General features: G+C 72.2%; 14 protein-coding genes and 3 tRNA genes. 3 read left to right on the forward strand and 14 right to left on the reverse strand.

Annotated elements, in window-relative coordinates:
• Positions 1-48 precede the first annotated feature (48 nt).
• The 5 genes from ACNNMR_RS13700 to ACNNMR_RS13720 all read right to left on the reverse strand — a co-directional run bounded on the left by ACNNMR_RS13700 (position 49) and on the right by ACNNMR_RS13720 (position 4,678).
• Complete coding sequence (locus ACNNMR_RS13700; protein WP_419994872.1) at positions 49-2,373, reverse strand: hypothetical protein; 2,325 nt, start codon at positions 2,371-2,373, stop codon at positions 49-51.
• Positions 2,374-2,375: 2 nt separating this feature from the next.
• Positions 2,376-2,447 (reverse strand) — tRNA-Ala (locus tag ACNNMR_RS13705).
• A gap of 55 nt (positions 2,448-2,502) precedes the next feature.
• Positions 2,503-2,575, reverse strand: a tRNA-Ala gene (locus ACNNMR_RS13710).
• 61 nt (positions 2,576-2,636) lie between these two features.
• Positions 2,637-2,870 carry a hypothetical protein gene (locus ACNNMR_RS13715; RefSeq protein ID WP_026276023.1) on the reverse strand — a complete coding sequence of 78 codons (234 nt, stop codon included), beginning with the start codon at positions 2,868-2,870 and terminating at the stop codon, positions 2,637-2,639.
• A gap of 326 nt (positions 2,871-3,196) precedes the next feature.
• Positions 3,197-4,678: an MFS transporter gene (locus ACNNMR_RS13720; protein ID WP_419994873.1), complete on the reverse strand. Its 1,482-nt coding sequence runs from the start codon at positions 4,676-4,678 to the stop codon at positions 3,197-3,199.
• Positions 4,679-4,792: 114 nt separating this feature from the next.
• Between ACNNMR_RS13720 and ACNNMR_RS13725 the strand changes: the two genes are divergently transcribed.
• Both ACNNMR_RS13725 and ACNNMR_RS13730 read left to right on the forward strand, forming a co-directional pair.
• Positions 4,793-5,731 carry a helix-turn-helix transcriptional regulator gene (locus tag ACNNMR_RS13725; protein ID WP_419994874.1) on the forward strand — a complete coding sequence of 313 codons (939 nt, stop codon included), beginning with the start codon at positions 4,793-4,795 and terminating at the stop codon, positions 5,729-5,731.
• Positions 5,732-6,025: 294 nt separating this feature from the next.
• Complete coding sequence (locus tag ACNNMR_RS13730; RefSeq protein ID WP_419994875.1) at positions 6,026-7,006, forward strand: zinc-binding dehydrogenase; 981 nt, start codon at positions 6,026-6,028, stop codon at positions 7,004-7,006.
• A gap of 51 nt (positions 7,007-7,057) precedes the next feature.
• Here the strand turns inward: ACNNMR_RS13730 and ACNNMR_RS13735 are convergent.
• From ACNNMR_RS13735 to ACNNMR_RS13775, 9 genes are all read right to left on the reverse strand, one after another.
• Positions 7,058-7,130 (reverse strand) — tRNA-Ala (locus ACNNMR_RS13735).
• A gap of 91 nt (positions 7,131-7,221) precedes the next feature.
• Positions 7,222-7,857: a histidine phosphatase family protein gene (locus ACNNMR_RS13740; RefSeq protein ID WP_419994876.1), complete on the reverse strand. Its 636-nt coding sequence runs from the start codon at positions 7,855-7,857 to the stop codon at positions 7,222-7,224.
• Positions 7,850-8,314: a ribosome silencing factor gene (rsfS, locus tag ACNNMR_RS13745; protein WP_419994877.1), complete on the reverse strand. Its 465-nt coding sequence runs from the start codon at positions 8,312-8,314 to the stop codon at positions 7,850-7,852. Before rsfS ends, ACNNMR_RS13740 begins: the two co-directional genes overlap by 8 nt.
• Before the next feature lie 126 nt (positions 8,315-8,440).
• Positions 8,441-10,150: an LCP family protein gene (locus ACNNMR_RS13750; RefSeq protein WP_419994878.1), complete on the reverse strand. Its 1,710-nt coding sequence runs from the start codon at positions 10,148-10,150 to the stop codon at positions 8,441-8,443.
• A 98-nt stretch (positions 10,151-10,248) separates the two neighbouring features.
• The gene (nadD, locus tag ACNNMR_RS13755; RefSeq protein ID WP_419994879.1) at positions 10,249-10,899 is read right to left on the reverse strand and encodes a nicotinate-nucleotide adenylyltransferase; all 651 of its coding nucleotides are present in this window, start codon (positions 10,897-10,899) and stop codon (positions 10,249-10,251) included.
• Between the two features lie 32 nt (positions 10,900-10,931).
• Positions 10,932-11,111 (reverse strand): LPXTG cell wall anchor domain-containing protein, encoded by a 180-nt coding sequence (locus tag ACNNMR_RS13760; RefSeq protein ID WP_419994880.1) that lies wholly within the window; start codon positions 11,109-11,111, stop codon positions 10,932-10,934.
• A gap of 133 nt (positions 11,112-11,244) precedes the next feature.
• A complete protein-coding gene (locus tag ACNNMR_RS13765) occupies positions 11,245-12,654 on the reverse strand; it encodes an extracellular solute-binding protein (protein WP_419994881.1) in 1,410 nt (469 codons plus the stop codon).
• A 131-nt stretch (positions 12,655-12,785) separates the two neighbouring features.
• Positions 12,786-15,365 (reverse strand): caspase, EACC1-associated type, encoded by a 2,580-nt coding sequence (locus ACNNMR_RS13770; RefSeq protein WP_419994882.1) that lies wholly within the window; start codon positions 15,363-15,365, stop codon positions 12,786-12,788.
• Between the two features lie 32 nt (positions 15,366-15,397).
• The gene (locus tag ACNNMR_RS13775) at positions 15,398-15,775 is read right to left on the reverse strand and encodes an effector-associated constant component EACC1 (RefSeq protein WP_419994883.1); all 378 of its coding nucleotides are present in this window, start codon (positions 15,773-15,775) and stop codon (positions 15,398-15,400) included.
• A 180-nt stretch (positions 15,776-15,955) separates the two neighbouring features.
• Between ACNNMR_RS13775 and ACNNMR_RS13780 the strand changes: the two genes are divergently transcribed.
• Positions 15,956-17,032, forward strand: coding sequence for a M48 family metallopeptidase (locus tag ACNNMR_RS13780; protein WP_419994884.1), 1,077 nt, complete (start codon positions 15,956-15,958; stop codon positions 17,030-17,032).
• Positions 17,033-17,171: the final 139 nt, after the last annotated feature.

The raw sequence follows: 17,171 nt of genomic DNA on the forward strand, positions 1-17,171 counted from the left end.
GCTAGGGCCGCCACCCGGCCCGCAGAAAACGAATATCTAGAGTTCAGCTCACGTCCTCCCCTCAGGCAGCAACCAGTGCCCCGCCGTCGTCCACCCCAGCAGTCGCCGCGAACGTCCACCCTCCGCCGTCCCGTCAGCCCCGAAGGCTCCGCCCGCCGCCACCATCCGGAGGCCGTTGATTGCGGGGGCGAGCGCCGCGGCGCGATGGTCCGCGGTGTCCTCGTCGAGCCAGGCCAGGACTGCGGCGCGCTCCTCGGGTGTGGCCATGGACAGGTAGAAGACGAACTGCCGCCAGGCGTAAGCGGCGTTCTTGACCATCGGTAGCGGGCGCGCGTTGCCGGCCAGTCGGGATGTCAGGAGGCAGGCCGTGGTGAAGCTGCGGCGGGCGAGGTCCGTCCAGCCGGGGGTAGGGGCGACCGATGCGTGGCGTACGAGAGTCGCGAGATTGTGGGTGGTGAGGATCTGCGCCTGCTCCACGATCGCGCCGTTCGCCGCCACCGACCAGCCGTCTGTCGGCCCGCGCGAGTCTGCCCGCTCCGTACACAGCCCGGCGAAGGCGGTCGGGGTGGCGAGGCCGGAGACGGCCGCGTAATCGATGCCGTAATACCGCTCGTACAGACTCCCGGAGAGCAGCTCGCCCGCCTCCTGAGCCGCCCGCAGGAACTTCCCGGTGAACGTCCCCATGAAGATGTCCGCCGCCAGCTCCTCCGTCCATGGCACATCCTTGAGACCGGCCGCCTTGGACAGCGCGACCAGCTCGCTGATCAGCGGGTTGGGGAGGATCGCGGCAGGGAAGCCGTGCAGCGCAAGTTCGCCGAGCTGCCGCAGGACAGTACGGGCCTCGTCCCGGCCCGGGCGGCGCAAGCCCGTGCGGGGGTCCGGCCCGCCGCGGTGGTCCGATACGGCCCGTACCCAGGGCAGTTCGTCGATGGTCACCTGGTGCTCGAGGTTGAGCAGGAGCAGGGAGCGGCGGTTACGGAAGGCGCGGTACGTGGCCGCCATGAGGGTGCGCACGGTGGGATCGGCGTAGCCGAGGGCAGTCGTGTGCGCCACGAGCTGTGGCACCAGCTCGGCGAGGACGTCGGCGGAGGGGACGACTCCGCGCTCCATCAGCGTCTCCACCGGTGCACTCAACGCGCCCTCAACCGCCTTACGGATGGCGACCGGGATCCGCGTGCCCGCGGGGAGTCCGGTATCCGCCTGCTCGGCGTCGGTGACGGGCGCCACGTACGGCTCGGTGCGCGGCAGCCCCGCGTCCACTTGCAGCCCGGACAGTCGGCGCGCCACCAGCTGCGCCAGCGCGTGATGGGTCGGCCGCGCGCCATCGGCGGCCTGCCGGGCGCGCAGCGCGGCATGCGCCGGGCTGCCCGGGGCTCCGCGGCGTCGCACCATGGAGTCCACGGCGTGCTGGACCAGTCCGCGCTGCCGGGCGCCGAGCGCGGGCTGCCCGCCGTCGGCGAGTGGCTGCAACCCCTCCAACCCGGCCCGCAGGATGGCCAGGTTGCCCTGCGGCCGCCGGTGCTTGCCGCAGTGCGGGTGGGCGGCCGCCAGCTCGCGGTAGCGGGCGAGCAGCGCCCGCCCGCGGCCGTACCACGGCTCCCAGCCACCCACGGGCAACCGGGCGAGGATCCGCCCCCCGTCGTCGGTGGACTCAAGCCAGTGGACGAGCAGTTCGTCGGCAAACGGATTCCAGACGATGAGCGCCTCGTTCATCGCCGCGATGGCGGGCTTGAGCGGACGCGCGGCAACCACCGCCCGCGCCTGCCCGGCGGTCCGCCGGTGCACGCAGGACGAGTCCCCGCCGGAGACGGCGGCCTGCCCGGGCCGCGGCCAGAATCGCAACTGCCCGGCGAAGGGCTCGATTTCATCGAGCAACTCGACGGCCCGCCCCCGGTCACCATTGCGGAGCAGCCAGACCACGGTCAGCAGCGCCGCCTCCTCAGGCAGCCGCACCTCGTACGCCCCGCTGTCGAGCAGCGCCTCCAGCTCCGCGAACCCGCCCTCGGTCAGGGCGTACGCGAACAGCGCCCCTCGCTCGGCGGGCAGACCCCCGCGCCGCGCAGCCTCCTCCTCGTACGGCTCCAGCGGGCCACCGGCCGCGGGCGCCCCCGTGGCGAAGCCGCCGCGCACCACCTCGGGCGTGACCCAGGCGGGCAGTCCCGCGACGGGAGTACGGGATCCGATCTGCAGGCTGCCGTCGGCCATCCCGCCGAGTACGGCGCGCCACCGCTCGACCCGTCGCTCGGCCCGCTCACGGGTGCCGGCGTCCTCATGGGCGAGCGCGGTGCGGAACGCGGCGGCCAGCTGCCGCTGCGCATAGTCCGGATTGGCGGTCGCGGCGGGACGTATCCGCCCTGTCTCTTCGTCGTCCATAGCCGACGTGGCGGGTGCTGCCCCCGCGCCCTCCGGGATGCGAGCCCGGTGCTCTGCTGCTGAGCTACACGCCGTCGGAAACGCCGAGATCCTGCCTGGTCGTCTCTACCGGGCAGGATCCGTAAAACGTGGAGCTAAGGAGAATCGAACTCCTGACCTATTGCATGCCATGCAATCGCTCTACCAACTGAGCTATAGCCCCGCATCACACCGCTCGCCGGTCGTCGTCCGGCCTGCGGCTTCGCCTACTTTACACGACCTGGTCAGGCGGTCGCGAAGGAGTAAAAGCGCTTCAGCGTGCAGTGTTCGTCCAGTAGCCGTCCGTAGATCGGCTCGCCCTCCAGCTCGCGGTACGTCTCGATCGGGTCGCCCTTGATGATCAGGGCGCGGGCGCACTCCTCGCACCAGTACTGGTAGTCCGGGTTCAGGGGCTCCATGTCCCGGACGATGGGGGTGCCGTTGCCGCACCAGTCGCACTTCCTGCTGTGGGCCCCCATCTACTCAGCTCCAGCTATGGCCGCAGGCCGTGCACACATAGGTCACTCCGCCGTTGTCGCCGAGCACCTGGGCGACATGCGTCGATCCACAGGCCGGGCACTGGAGGGCGGCCGCGCCGTGTCCTGCCGAGGCTGCCGCGGTCGGGCCGGGGTGTCGCCCCGGTCGCTCCGCGGTGCTGCTCGGCGGCATCGCGCAGACCCCTCCCTTCGGTGCTCTGGGTCCCCCTTCCCGGCCTGGTTGATTCTGCCACGGCGGGCGGAGGAGGGCACCATCCGTACGGAGGGGGCCAAGGGTCGGACCGCGCCGCCCCGGCCCCCGACCCGGTTCAGCGCGCCCGCGCCCGGTTGATGATGCCCGCCGCCATGCCCGCCACGGCCGCGGCCGCCTGTGCCAGGGCCGCCACCCACAGGGCGTCGGCGGAGGCCGCGGGGCCGGGGGCGTCGAGCTGGTTCAGGTAGAGGGTGCCGATCGTGGCCACACCCACCGTGATGCCGAGCTGGGCGGTGGTCACCAGGAGGCCGCTGGCGTGCGGCGCGTCCTCTGGTCGTACGGTCGCCAGCGCGAGGGTCAGGTTCGGGCTGAAGGCGAGGCCGAGACCTGCGCCGACGCCCGCGATCGCGACATAGAAGGCGAGGCCCCCGTCGCCGCCGTCGCGCAGCACCGCGCCCATCCCCACCGAGGCGACGGCCGCGAGCGCGAAGCCGAACGGGACCGTGAGCGGCTGCAGCCGGGCGGGCAGGCGCTGCCAGGTGAGGCCGGTGATGCCGAAGCCGATCGCCGCCGGTACGAGGGTGAGGCCGGAGCGCAGTGCGCTGTAGCCGAGGCCGCCCTGGACGTGCAGGGTGATCACCAGGAGGAATCCGCCGTTGATCGCCAGCGACAGGCCCGTACGGACAGCGGCCACCGGCATCCCTGGCGCGCGCAGCACCCGCGGCGGGAACAGCGGGGCGCCGCCGCGGCGGGCGAGCCGCGCCTCGTGCACGGCGAAGACGACCGCCAGCAGGGCGCTCGCCGCCAGCGAGAACCAGCCCCACAGCGGCCAGCCCAGCTCCTGCCCCAGCACCAGCGGCACGGTGAAGAGCGAGACGACCGCGGCCAGCAGCACCAGGCCGCCCCGGTCCAGGGCGCGCACCGCGCGGCCGAAGGCGCCGGGGGCGGCTTCATCGTGCGGCAGCAGGCGCAGGCCGAGGGCGAGGAGCGCGAGGCCGATGGGCACGTTGACCAGGAAGACCGGCCGCCAGCCGGCGCCGAACAGGTCCGCGCTGACCAGCACCCCGCCGACGATCTGCCCGGCGGCGGCGCCGGTGGCCAGCACGGCCGCGTACCAGCCGAGGGCCCGGACCCGGGCCGGTCCCGTAAAGGTGCGCTGGATCAGGCTGAGCACCTGCGGGATGAACAGCGCCGAGCCCGCGCCCTGCACCAGCCGGAAGGCGATCAGCTGCCCGGCGTCCGCGGCGAGGCCGCAGGCGAGGGAGGCGGCGGTGAAGACGGCGAGTCCGGCGAGGAAGACCCGGCGGTGGCCGAGGATGCCGCCGAGGCGGGCGCCGGTGATGAGGAGGACCGCGTACGTGATGGTGTATCCGGCGATGATCAGCTGGAGTTCGGCGCCGCCCGCGTCGAGTTCCGTACGGATCGTGGGCGCGGCCACGTTGACGATGAAAACGTCGAGCAGGGCCATGAACTGGCCGGTCAGGACGATGGCGAGCAGCCAGCCCGGCCGGCTGCGAGGGGCCGGCGCGGAGGCGTTGTCAGTGGCATCCGCTTTACTGAATTCGGAAGTTGACGTTGCGGTGGCGGATTCGGTCATGGGACAGAGCGTGGACCCGGCCGAGTACTGGTAACGAGAGCCTGCCGATGCTGGTACTGACAGCACCTGGCAGCCGTCCGCCGCACGCCGGATGCTGAGGGGGTGAGCCATACCGTGGCGAAATCGACGAGCCGTCGCCGGCCCGAGCTGGCGGCCTTCCTGCGCAGCCGCAGAGCGCGGGTGACACCGGCCGATGTGGGCATGCCTCCGGGCCTGCGCCGCCGCACGCCCGGGCTGCGCCGCGAGGAGGTGGCGCAGCTCTCCGGCGTGGGAGTCACGTGGTACACGTGGCTGGAGCAGGGCCGCCCGATCAACGCCAGCGCCCAGGTGCTGGATGCCGTGGCGCGCACGCTTCGGCTGGACACCGCGGAGCGCATGCACCTGTATCACCTGGCCGAGGTGCCGTATGAGCAGGATCGGGACGAGGAGCCACCGTTCGGCGAGCTGCCGGGCGAGGTCCTGGGCATACTCGACGCCCTGAATCCGCTGCCCGCGGCGGCATACAGCTCCCGCTTCGACGTCCTGGCCGCCAACGCCTCCTACCTCCACCTGTTCCCGTCCGTACACCTGCGGCGGAACCGGCGGAATGTCCTCTGGAGCCTCTTCACGGGCCCCAGTTGCTGCTGCGTGATGATCGACCGGGAGGCCGAGCTGCCGACGCTGGTGGCCACCCTGCGCGGCGCGTACGGGCCGCATGTCGGCGAGCCGGCGTGGGAGGAGTTCATAGCCGACCTGTGCGGCGAGAGCCCGTACTTCAAGGAGCTGTGGGACAGCGGCAATGTGGCCCCGCCCGGGGCGCGGGTCAAGGTGGTGCAGCATGCGTCGGTGGACCGCCTGGAATGCGTGACGACCTCGCTCGCGGTGAGCGGGGCGCCGGAGACCAGGATCGTGGTCTATACGCCGCATGGCGAGGAGTCGCAGGCCAAGATGCGACAGCTGATGGCGCTCGAAGACCCGCTCATAGGCTGCGAGTACCACGCCCGCCCGCTGTCGGAGGCGCTGGCGGCGCAGGCGGAGGCTCAGGCCGAGGCGGCTGCGGCCGCCGCGGTGTGAGCGCTCCGGCTCCTGCTACGGCGCGGCTGCGGCTGCCGTGCCGCCGATCAGCCGCGCCCCGGCGCAGAGGCCATGCAGCAGGTCGCTGCCGGAGCTGTGGCCGACGGCGAGTAGGGGCGCTGCGAGGTTGGCGTGCGTCCGCGCCGCGGAGGTGTCGAGGACGACGCGGTCTACGCGTACCTCTCCCGCCGCCTGGCCTTCCCGGTAAAGGAAGGGACTTGACCTGAACCAAGGTTCAGGTCAGAGGCTCGAATCAGCACCAGGACACAACCACCGAGCCCACCGGGAGCAGCCATGCACGCCGTCGTCCTGCACGAGTACGGCCCCGCGGAAAGCCTCCGCTACGAAACCGTCCCCGACCCGGAGCCGGGGCCCGGCCAGGTCCGTATCGCCGTGCGCGCGGCGGGGGTGCACTTCGTAGACACGGTGATGCGCACCGGCGGAAGCGACACCTCACCACCGGCGCCGGACCTGCCCGCCGTCATGGGCGGGGAGCTCGCCGGGGTGGTGGAGTCGGTGGGCGAAGGGGTCGACCCCACCTGGGCCGGCCGCCGCGTCGTCACCGCGGAGGCACAGCCCGGCGGTTACGCGGAGCTGGCCGTCGCGGACGTCCCAACCCTCATCCCCGTCCCCGACGCGATGGACTACGACACCGCCGCGGCCATGATCACCACCGGCGGGACCACCATCGCCCTGCTGGACCTGGCCGAGATCACCGCCGACGACGTGGTGCTGGTGACCTCCGCCGCCGGCGGCATCGGCGCGCTCGCGGTGCAGCACGCGCGGCACGTCGGCGCCACGGTGGTCGGCGCCGCGGGCGGCCCGGCGAAGGCGGCGGCCGTACGCGAAGGGGGCGCCGACCACGCGGTCGACTACAACGAACCGGAGTGGGACAAGTCCGTCCGCGAGGCCCTCGGCGGCCGCCGGGTGACCGTCGTCCTCGACGGCGTCGGCGGCGCCAAGGCAGCGGCGGCCTACGCCACCCTGGCCGACGGCGGCCGCTTCCTGACCATCGGCGCCAGCTCCCAGCAGGGCTTCGCCGAACCCCCGCAGGATCTGCTGACCGCCCGCGACCAGACCTTCACCAACGCCCTCCTCCACATCCTGGAAACCTTCGGCGGCATCAGCGACGACCACCGCCACCGCGCCCTCGCAGCCGCCGCCGAGGGCGATCTGACCCCCGCCGTCCAGGCCTTCCCGCTCGCCGAAGCCGCAACGGCCCACGCCGCTCTGGAACAGCGCCGCACCACGGGCAAGGTCCTGCTCAAGCCGTGAAAACCAAAAATCCCGCCCGGTCGACTCGACCGGGCGGGATTCTGTCTGATGTGGAGCTAAGGAGAATCGAACTCCTGACCTCTTGCATGCCATGCAAGCGCTCTACCAACTGAGCTATAGCCCCGCACTCGCCGCCTTGCTCCGGGGAGCGCCGCGAACGAGGAAAAGCTTAACCGGGGACCTGCCGAAAAGAGAAATCGGCTGTTCAGCGGGCGTCAGTCGTCATCCCCGAGGACCGGCTCCGGCAGCGTGCCCGCGTTGTGTTCCAGCAGGCGCCAGCCGCGGGCGCCCTCGCCGAGGACGGACCAGCAGCAGTTCGAGAGGCCGCCGAGGGATTCCCAGGTGCCGGGCGCCAGGCCGAGGAGGCGGCCGATGGTGGTACGGATGGTGCCGCCGTGGCTGACCACGACGAGGGTGCCCTTTTCCGGGAGCTTGTCCGTGTGGGCCAGCACCACCGGGGCCGCCCGGTCGGCGACCTCGGTCTCGAGCTCGCCGCCGCCACGGCGGACCGGCTCGCCGCGCTTCCAGGCGGCGTACTGGTCGCCGAACCGCGCGATGATCTCGTCGTGCGTCAGCCCCTGCCAGCTGCCGGCATACGTCTCCCGGAGCCCGGAGTCATACGTCACCTCCAGGCCCGTCACCGCCTCCAGCTCGTGGGCGGTGGCGCGGGTGCGCCGCAGGTCGGAGGCGATGATCGCGTCCGGCTGGAGGGAGGCGAGCAGCCGCGCCGCGCGGCGGGCCTGCTCGACGCCGGTCTCGGTGAGCTCGATGTCCGTGGAGCCCTGGAAGCGGCGCTCAAGATTCCAGGAGGTCTGGCCATGCCGCCACAGGACAATGCGGCGGTCAGTCATTGCCGGAGCTCCCGGCGTCCGGAGCGCCGGCGACAGGTGTCACAGCCTCCGCGTGCGCCTCCGCATACTCCCGGGCCTTGCCGCGGGTGGCCTCGGCGTCCGCGGGCAGCGGCAGCGTGGGGCAGTCCTTCCACAGCCGCTCCAGGGCGTAGAAGACGCGCTCCTCGGCATGCTGGACATGGACGACGATGTCGCCATAGTCGAGCAGCACCCAGCGGCCGTCGCGCTCGCCCTCGCGGCGCACCGGCTTGGCGGCCTGCTCCTTGAGCAGGGTCTCCTCGATGGCGTCGACGATCGCCTTGACCTGCCGGTCGTTCGGCGCCGACGCCAGCAGGAAGGCGTCGGTGATGGCGAGGACGTCGCTCACGTCGTAGGCGATGATGTCGTGCGCGAGCTTGTCGGCGGCCGCCTGGGCGGCGGTGCGGATCAGCTCGATGGAGCGGTCTTCAGCGGTCACGTAGCTGGCTTCCAGTCGATGAGCGGTTACGCACCAAGGATCGCACGCCCCACCGACAGCAGCCGCCCCCGCTCACCGGCGGGCATTCCCGCTCACCGGCGACCGCCCCGGCCGCCCTCGGCCTGCTCACCCGCGGAAGTCCCGCCCGAGCACCACCGCGATGTCGGCGCTCGCCGGCACCTTGCCCTTCTTCACGGCCTTGTCGGTCAGCCCCAGCGTGCGGGCGACCTCCTTGGCGGCCTCCGCCTGCTGGTCGTCGCCGTACGTGATCCGCGTCGCCGGCTGCGCGCCGGCGGCGGCGCTGCCGCCCGTGTACGAGAAGCCGCCGTTGACCAGCGCCACCTTGGCCTTCTCGGCGAGCGCCTTGGTGCCGGTGGCGTTCTGGACGCTCACCCGCGGCTCCGCCGCCTGGTCGGTGTTCTTGACCGTGCCGCCGAGCACGTCCTTGACCACCCGCTCCGTCTTCGCCGCGCTGAGCGTGCCGTTCTGCTGGACCGGCAGCAGCTCGGTGGCGTACGCGCCCGACTTGGCGTGCTCCGCGAGCGCGGCGAGCGAGGCGCCGAGCTGGCCCTCGGTCAGCGACGGGTCGGGGATCTGGCCGAGCGTCTTGACGATCTGGCGGGCGCCGGAGCTGTCGCTCGGCATCTTCTTGAGGACGCCCTGCATGACCGTGCCGAACCGTTCCAGCTGCTTGCCCTCCGGCTCACCCTTGGCGCGATACGTGGCGTACGCCACCGCGGCCCTGCCGTTGAGCTCCTGGGCGGCGCCCTTCTTGACGAGCGGCTGGTCGCCCTTCTTGGCGCCGGGGACGGTGGTGTCGGCGTTCACCTGGATGCCGCCGAGGCTCTCGACCATCAGCTCCAGGTACGGGGTGTCGAGGCGCCAGGTGCCCTTGGGCTTGGAGCCGAGCAGCTGGCCGATGCCGTCGCGGGTGGCGCCCGCGCCCTCCGCCTCGACGGACTTGCCGAGGGTGGTGGCGCCGCCCTCGTCGGTGGACAGGGCGACGGAGTTGGGGAGCAGGACGGTGGTGGCCTTCTTGGTGGTGGCGTTGTCCACCAGCAGCGCCGTGGAGCTGCCGCCGCCCTTGGTGTTGCGCAGGTGGACGACGATCACGTCACGCTTGTCGCCCGCGGCGGCGGCATTCTCCGTACCGCCGGAGACGAAGGGCAGCTTGTCCGCCCACCACAGGTAACCGGTGCAGCCGAGCAGCGCGACGCAGAGCGTGACCACCAGGAACGTGCGCCGGTTGCGCCCGCGCCGCTTCGCCTCCTCGCGCCGCTCGGTGCGCGACTCGGTGAACTTCAGCCAGTCGATGACGTCCTCGGCCTGCTCCGGCTCGTCCTCGATGAAGGAGAACTGCTCGGTGTGGTACTCCCGCGGCGGGTGCTGCCCAGGACCGGGACCAGGACCAGGACCGTGCCCCGGCGCCGGACGCTGCTGCGGGACCTGCGGCATCTGCTGGGTGGACCACTGCTGACCGGTGTCGGCGGCGGGGCCGTAGGGGTCGTAGACGGGCGCCTGCTGGGGGGCCTGCTGCGGGGGCTGCTGGTACGGCTGCTGCTGCCCGTACGGGTCGTAGCCGTAGCCCTGGCCGGGCGGCTGACCCTGCCCCTGCCCCTGCTGGTAGTCGTATCCCTGACCATTCGTCCCGTACGGGTCGTGGTCGTATCCCTGGCCATTCGTGCCGTACGGGTCATAGCCGTACTGCTGCTGCTCTTGCTGCTGCTGGCCGTAATCCTGCTGCCCGTACTGATCCCGTCCGTACGGGTCCTGCCCGTACGGTCCGCGGCCGCCGTCCTGGGGACCTCCGTCGCCGTAGCGCCGTCTGTCGTTCACCGGTGCCCCTTCCATGGTGGCCGTGTGGCCGTGCTCTCGGTCCCCGCCGGTCCCGGTCGTACCCCCCGCCCCGTCAGTCGCTACCCGCATCCTGCGGGCTAAACGTCCTCGCGGTAAAGGTTTCGTTTGCTGATGTACCGCACAACACCGTCGGGCACCAAATACCAGACCGGTTCGCCGTTAGCCACCCGTTCCCGGCAATCCGTCGACGAAATGGCCAGCGCCGGCACCTCGACCAGCGAGGATCCACCGTCCGGAAGCCCGGGGTCGTGCAATACGTGCCCGGGGCGGGTGACGCCGACGAAGTGGGCGAGTGAGTACAGCTCCTCGGCGTCCCGCCAGGTGAGGATCTGGCCGAGGGCGTCCGCTCCCGTGATGAAGAACAGGTCCGCGTCCGGGTGTTCGGCCCGCAGCTCGCGCAGCGTGTCGATGGTGTATGTGGCGCCGCCGCGGTCGACGTCGATGCGGCTGACCGAGAACATCGGATTCTCGGCGGTGGCGATCACCGTCATCAGATACCGCTCCTCGGCAGGCGACACCTTGCGGTCGCTCTTCTGCCAGGGCTGGCCGGTGGGGACGAAGATGACTTCATCGAGGTGGAAGCGGTGCGCCACCTCGTTCGCGGCCACCAAGTGCCCGTTGTGGATCGGGTCGAAGGTGCCGCCCATGACGCCGAGCCGCCGCTTCACCGGCGCCCCGGGCGCGGGAGCGGCCTCCGCACCGGCCTCCGTGCTGCCGTCTGCTGCCATGCGGTCAGAGCCTACCGGTCGTGCCGATCGGGTCAGCGGTCCCGGTTGAAGCGGGTGACGACGATCAGCAGGAACAGCAGCGTGGCCAGGGCGCCGCCGCCGATGGCGTAGGCGTTGAGGCTTTCGTGGTTGCCGGTGTTGGGGTTCAGCTCACCGTGGCCTTCTGCGGCAAGGGTGGCGGCGAAGGTGTGGACGGTGTGGAGAGCGCTCATCGTCAGCAGACCTGCTTCGTCGGTGGGCGGGCAGTGTTCTCGGGCACATCGTAAGGGGGACGGCCCGCCCGCCTCACGTCGGCCTGCGCCGATCAGGAACGTGTCCGGGCCGCGGCACCCGGTCCGAGCCAGGTCAGCGCCCCTGCAGCGCCTCATCGAGCCGCTTCGCCAGCGACTCCACATCCGCCCCCTTGGGCACGTCCTTGCCCCGCTGCCTGGCGGAGAGCTGCTCGTACACCGCCTCCTGTATGTCCCGCGTCACCGCCGCGTAGTACTGCGTGACCGGCCGCGCCTTCGCCGTCTCGAGCGCGGCCCGCAGCGCCTTGTCGTACGCCGTGTGCAGCGGGCCCGGCACCTCCGCCTGCTGCGGCCGGTCGCCCGCGACCAGCCGCGCCCCGCAGCTCCCTTCGAGCGCCGCCCGCTTGGCGGGCACGAAGCCGCCCTCGCGCAGGCACCGGCCCGCCGCGGTCCCGGTGAGGTCGGCGACCAGCTGCCGCGCCTCCTTCGGCGCACCGGGGGTGAGCGCCAGGTTCTGCCCGCCCAGCGCCGCGGGTCCGGGCAGCGTGGTGACGCCGTACTCCGCCCGCGGCCCGCCGTCCCGCTTGGTCTGGGCGTCGGCGAGGCGGTCGAGGGCGAAGGGCCAGTTGCGCATGGCGAGGGTCTCGCCCGCGAGGAAGCGTTCGACGCTGGACGTCTCGGTGGCGCCGAGGGAGTCGGCGCTGAGCAGCGGCAGCGGCGGATTGTCCTGGTCGTACGGGCCCGCGGGCTTGAAGCTCGCCGCGAGCTCGTCCAGCCCGGCGCGGGCGCGGCGCTCCGCGACCCGGGAGCGGTCGCCGTCGACAATGGTGCCTTTGTGCCGCCAGACGGCCTCGTGGGCGTTGACGGTCAGCCCCTCGTACGGGCTGAGCTGGGTGATCAGCCCGGCGCTGACCTGCTGGTCCTTGGCCGTACGGAAGCGGGCCACGGCCGCGGTCAGGTCGCCGTAGTCGTCCGGGGCGAAGTCGCGGCCGAGCAGGTCGGCGCGGAAGTAGAGCAGCCCGACGTCGGTGTTCCAGGGCACCGCCCAGTCCTTGTCCTCGTACTGGACCGTCTGCCGCACCCGCGGCCACAGCCCGCGCAGCTGCTTGGTGAGGCCGGCGCCGAGCGGCGCGATGAGCCGCTGCTCGGCGAACTCGGCGGTCCAGGTGACGTCGAGGTTGACGATGTCGTAATGGTCCTTGTTGCCCGCCTGCAGCGCGGCGGCGAGCTGGCTGCGCTGCCGGTCGGCGTCGTCGGCGAGTTCGACGATCTTTACGGTGACGTCCTGGTGGTCGCGGTCCCAGGCCTCGATGAGCTTGCGCCGGATCCCGCTGTTGGTGAGGTCGGTGCCGGTGGCGATGCGCAGCTCGACGGGCCCCGCACCGGGCTCGCGCGGCACGGGTCCCGCACCGCCTTCGCGCGGCGCCGCGCACCCACCGGCGAGCAGCGCCACCACCGCCGCGATCACCAGCAGCCGCCTGAGGTCCTGTCTTCGAGCCCCCGCCTGCGCAGCGACGCCCGGCACGCACGCTCGCCGCACGCCGCCCCCGGACAGGTGGCTCCGCCACATGACCGGGGACAGCGCACGCCGAGCGCACGCACCGACCGCCGCTGCGCCGCGCTTCGCGCGAACGACGGGTGCTCGAAGACAGGACCTCACCGCCGCCTCCCCTCCGTCAGCGCCGCCACCGCCCGCGACAGCTGCGCGGGCAGGTCGCCGGAGAGGGCCGCGCAGGCGCCGCCGGAGGCGGTGGCCAGGGCGCCGGGCTCGTGCGGCGCCGCTTTGGAGTCCGCGCAGCCGTACGGGCGCATCGACGCCACCACCACGGGGACGCCGCGGCGGTGCAACTCCCGGCCCAGCGAGCGCAGCTGCGCGGTGCGCGGCTCCTTGCCCTTGAGGTAGTCGCCGTCGGTGACGAGCAGCACGGCGTGCTGGGTGCCGTCCTCCGTGCCGCCCTCGGCCGCCTCCCGTACGGCCTCGAGCAGGTCGGCCTGCCGCTGCCCGACCGGGCGCAGCGCCGACCGCTCCAGGCCGAGGCCTGCGCCGGGCTCGCGCCAGCCGTCGGTCACCTCGTCCGTGCCCCCGCCGTCCTTGCCGCTGGGGAAAGTTCGTAACGCGAACCGGTCTTTGGCCCCCAGGCGGCCGAGCGACTCCCCGACCGCTTCCCTGGCGGCCTCGAAGCGGCCGCGCTCGCGCATCGACGCGGATACGTCGAAGAGCACCGTGAGCCGCAGGTCGGGGTGGGCGGCGCGGAAGGTGTCGAGGCGGTCGTCGAGTTCGGTGGCGCCGATGTCGACGGCGAGGGCGGCCTGCGATTCGTACCCGGCCTTGTCGATCTTGTCGCGGCCGGCCGGGGACCGCAGCCAGCTGCGGAAGGCCTTGATGGCGTCGTCCCTGGCCTTCCGGTCGGCGGCCTGCCAGCGGACGGCGACCAGGGGATAGTCGAAGCGCGGGACGCCGCTCAGCTCGTAGCGCTGGAAGTCCGAGGATGCGGCGGGCGGGCTGCCGCCGGGGCACTGGCCGCCGAGCGGCTCGCCGTCGATCAGCTGCTGGGCCTGCCGACCGGTCACCAGCGCCCCGGCCGGCGCGCCGTCGTCGTCGCCGGTGCCGTCCCTGGCGGCGGTGCGCAGCTCGCAGAGCGCCTGCCCGGCGTCCGATACGGACCTGGCCTGGCTGATCGCGCCGGTCTCCAGCTTCCGGATCGCCTGGTCGTCCAGGACGCCCTGGGCGTAGTCGAAGGGCTGGTCGGTGACCGGCTCCTTCGCGTACATGCCGAGGGCGTGGTCGAGGCCGACGCCGGATACGGCGGGGTTGGGCCGCAGCAGCTTTGTGCCGTCTTCCTTCTTGAGCGCCGCGCGCAACTGCCGCCAGTCGGTGGTGCCGACCGCGCCGCCGGTGTCCTTGAGCCCGAGCCGCTTGCGGGCGGCGTCGGTGACGACGAGCACCGGCCGGTCGCTCGCCATCAGCTTCGTGACGAAGAAATTCTCCCGCTGCTGGCTGCCGAGCCCGGAGAGCCCGCCCCTGATCAGCTCCACCTCGGCGCTGGACTGCGCGGCCCACAGATCCGGCTGCGGCCCGACGTCGGCGAGCACGCCGCGGGCCCCGGCGCCCCAGTCCCCGGCGTGGGCGAAGGCGGCGCCGAGCGCGTCGAGGCCGGTCCCGTAGACGGTGATACGGGCCGTGCGGCAGTCGCGCGCCCGGCCGTTGTCGGCATGGTCCTTGCCGGACTTCTCGAACGCCTCCACCAGCTCCGACATGGGTGCCACCTCCTCGGGGGCGGTGGCCATGCGCAGTTCGAGCGGGGGCGGGCAGGGGTCTTCGCGGGTCGCGTTCTGATAGCCGGTGATGCCGCCGAAGATGCCGCCGGCGAGCAGGAGGAGGCCCAGGCCCAGGGACAGCACCCGGTTCGGCACCACGGGATGCCACAGGGCGCGCGGCGGCGGCACCAGGCCCGCGGCGCGGCGGACGGCGCGGCGGAGCTGCTGCTCGCGCGGGACGCGGGCGGTGCCGAGGGCGAGGGAGAGGACGGTGTCGGCGCCACCGGAGGTGGAGATCTCCCGTGGCTGGTACGGGAACATCTCGTTGTTGTCCTTGCCCTCCGCCAGCTCGCGCAGCCTGGCGCCGAGGCTCTGCACCGTCACGTACTCGTCGGGCGAGATGCCCCACCGCAGCACCTCGGCGAGGGCCGCCGTGAACGGGGTGGGGGCGCCGGGGAGGTCCCCCGGGGAGACGAGGGCGTTGAAGCCGGAGGACGTGATCAGGGATACCGCGCGGCCCGGGGGCAGCAGATCCAAGGGGAAGTTGCCGGAGAAGCAGCAGTCGAGGATCAGCACGACGCGTTTGCTGCGCCCGGTGCTCAGCTGGGCCATCAGGTCGGCGACGCTGAGCCCGGTCAGGCCCGGCCGGTCGAGGCTGGACTCGCGCACGGCGAGATACAGCTCGCCGGTGTCGAGGTTGTGGAAGCCGTGCCCCGCGTAATAGACGAGCAGCAGGTCGGTCGCGCGTTTCTGGGCGCCGTCGATCGCCCGCAGCACCGTGTCCCGGCTCGGCGGGTCGGTGAGCAGCCGCACGCCGCTCGGGCGCAGCAGGCCGGTCTGCGGGGCGGTGAGCGCGTCCCGTAAGACCTCGATATTGCGGTGTGCCGCGTCCAGCCGCTCGAAGTCACCGCCGTGGGCGAAGTGACCGGCGCCGATGAGCAGGGCGCGGGAGGCGGCCGGCGTGGCCGCGTACGGCATGGCGTCTCCTCCCCCTGGTCCCGCCTACGTCCTCACGACCCCCGCAGCCACTGCCGGATCCGCAGCTCCAGCTCCTCGAGCCGGCCGCGGTCCATGCCGTCCGCCTGGATGTCGAGGCGCTCCTCGCCGTTGTGGATCACGATGTTGAGGTCGTCATTGCGCTGCGTCTTCAGGTGCGCGACGAGGGAGCGGATGAGCGCGCCGGCGAGCACCTGGACGGAGTCCGGGCCCAGCTCGACGAGCAGGTCCTGGACCACGCCCATCGCCGGGTCGGCGTCCGGCCGGTCCACAGGGCGGACGAGCCCCTTGAACTCCTCCTGCGCGCCGAGCCATCGCTCCAGCCGGTCCACCGCCTGCGGTGTGGCGGCGGCGTCCTTCGGCTCGACGGCGATCATCACGCCTTCACTCATCGCTCCCCCTCACTCTCCGTCCCGAAGCCATTACCTTACGGGGAATGTGCGCTCAATCACACCTGCGTACGGGCCAGTTGAGACCGCACTGGAACCAACCACGGCAATTGTGAGTTCCACCCTTTAGGCTGGGCAGCCAGTCGGACGCTGACTACGGGGATCAGGAGGGGGAGGCCACCGATGTCGGACCTTCACAAGAACGTACCCAGCCGGGAACGCAAGCGGTTCCCTGGTATTTCATCCCGCGCATACGAGCACCCGGCTGACCGCGGCGCGCTCGTCGCGCTCCGTAAGCTCACCGGATTCGACACGGTCTTCAAGGCGCTCAGCGGCATGCTGCCGGAGCGCTCACTGCGGCTGCTGTTTCTCTCGGACTCGGTCCGCGTCAGCGATGCGCAGTTCGCGCATCTGAACGCGATGCTGCGCGACGCCTGTTACATCCTGGACCTGGAGAAGGTCCCGCCGATGTACGTGACGCAGAACCCGCAGCCGAACGCGATGTGCATCGGCATGGACGAGCCGATCATCGTCGTGACCACGGGCCTCGTCGAGCTGCTGGACGAGGAGGAGATGCGCGCCGTCGTCGGCCACGAGGTGGGCCACGCCCTGTCGGGCCACGCGGTCAACCGCACCATCCTGCTCTTCCTCACCTCGATCGCCGCCCGGGTCGCCTGGATTCCGCTGGGCAACCTCGCGATCATGGCGATCATCACGGCGCTGCGCGAGTGGTTCCGCAAGTCGGAGCTCTCCGCGGACCGCGCCGGGCTACTCGTCGGCCAGGACCTGCAGGCGTCGATGCGCGGCCTGATGAAGATCGCCGGCGGCAACCACCTCCACGAGATGAACGTGGACGCCTTCCTGGGGCAGGCCGAGGAGTACGAGCGCGGCGGCGACCTCCGCGACTCGGTCCTCAAGATCCTCAACGTGCTGCCGCGCTCCCACCCCTTCACCACCATCCGCGCCGCGGAGCTGAAGAAGTGGGCGGAGTCCCGGGACTACCAGCGGATCATGGACGGCCACTACCCGAAGCGCCAGGACGACAAGGACGCCTCGGCCCGCGACTCCTTCAAGGAGTCCGCCGCCAGCTACACGGAGTCGGTCAAGACCTCCAAGGACCCGCTGATGAAGCTGGTCACCGACCTGGCCGGCGGCGCGGGCGACATCGGCGGCCGCATCAAGGACCGCTTCGGCGGCAATGGCCGCGGCGGCGACGACGGCGGCTCCACACCGCCGCCTCCGCGCGACTCGGGCGAGTAGCACTTCCTGCGGAGCGGGCGGTCACGCCGCCCGCTCCTCCGGGGGAGGGCATCCCGCACTCCCGGAAGGCCGTCCCGCACTCCGGGGGAGGGCGTCCCGCAAGGCGGGACGGGCTGGCCCGGGACGTTTCGCGCAGCCG

The organism is Streptomyces boninensis, from assembly GCF_048572725.1.
Classification (GTDB): Bacteria; Actinomycetota; Actinomycetes; order Streptomycetales; family Streptomycetaceae; genus Streptomyces; species Streptomyces boninensis.

What these genes read in the sequence shown, in the direction of transcription:
- ACNNMR_RS13700 (WP_419994872.1), bottom strand. Translation starts at nt 2,373, where the DNA reads ATGGACGACGAAGAGACAGGGCGGATACGTCCCGCCGCGACCGCCAAT.
- ACNNMR_RS13715 (WP_026276023.1), bottom strand. Translation starts at nt 2,870, where the DNA reads ATGGGGGCCCACAGCAGGAAGTGCGACTGGTGCGGCAACGGCACCCCC.
- ACNNMR_RS13720 (WP_419994873.1), bottom strand. Translation starts at nt 4,678, where the DNA reads ATGACCGAATCCGCCACCGCAACGTCAACTTCCGAATTCAGTAAAGCG.
- ACNNMR_RS13730 (WP_419994875.1), top strand. Translation starts at nt 6,026, where the DNA reads ATGCACGCCGTCGTCCTGCACGAGTACGGCCCCGCGGAAAGCCTCCGC.
- ACNNMR_RS13740 (WP_419994876.1), bottom strand. Translation starts at nt 7,857, where the DNA reads ATGACTGACCGCCGCATTGTCCTGTGGCGGCATGGCCAGACCTCCTGG.
- nadD (WP_419994879.1), bottom strand. Translation starts at nt 10,899, where the DNA reads ATGGCAGCAGACGGCAGCACGGAGGCCGGTGCGGAGGCCGCTCCCGCG.
- ACNNMR_RS13760 (WP_419994880.1), bottom strand. Translation starts at nt 11,111, where the DNA reads ATGAGCGCTCTCCACACCGTCCACACCTTCGCCGCCACCCTTGCCGCA.
- ACNNMR_RS13770 (WP_419994882.1), bottom strand. Translation starts at nt 15,365, where the DNA reads ATGCCGTACGCGGCCACGCCGGCCGCCTCCCGCGCCCTGCTCATCGGC.
- ACNNMR_RS13775 (WP_419994883.1), bottom strand. Translation starts at nt 15,775, where the DNA reads ATGAGTGAAGGCGTGATGATCGCCGTCGAGCCGAAGGACGCCGCCGCC.
- ACNNMR_RS13780 (WP_419994884.1), top strand. Translation starts at nt 15,956, where the DNA reads ATGTCGGACCTTCACAAGAACGTACCCAGCCGGGAACGCAAGCGGTTC.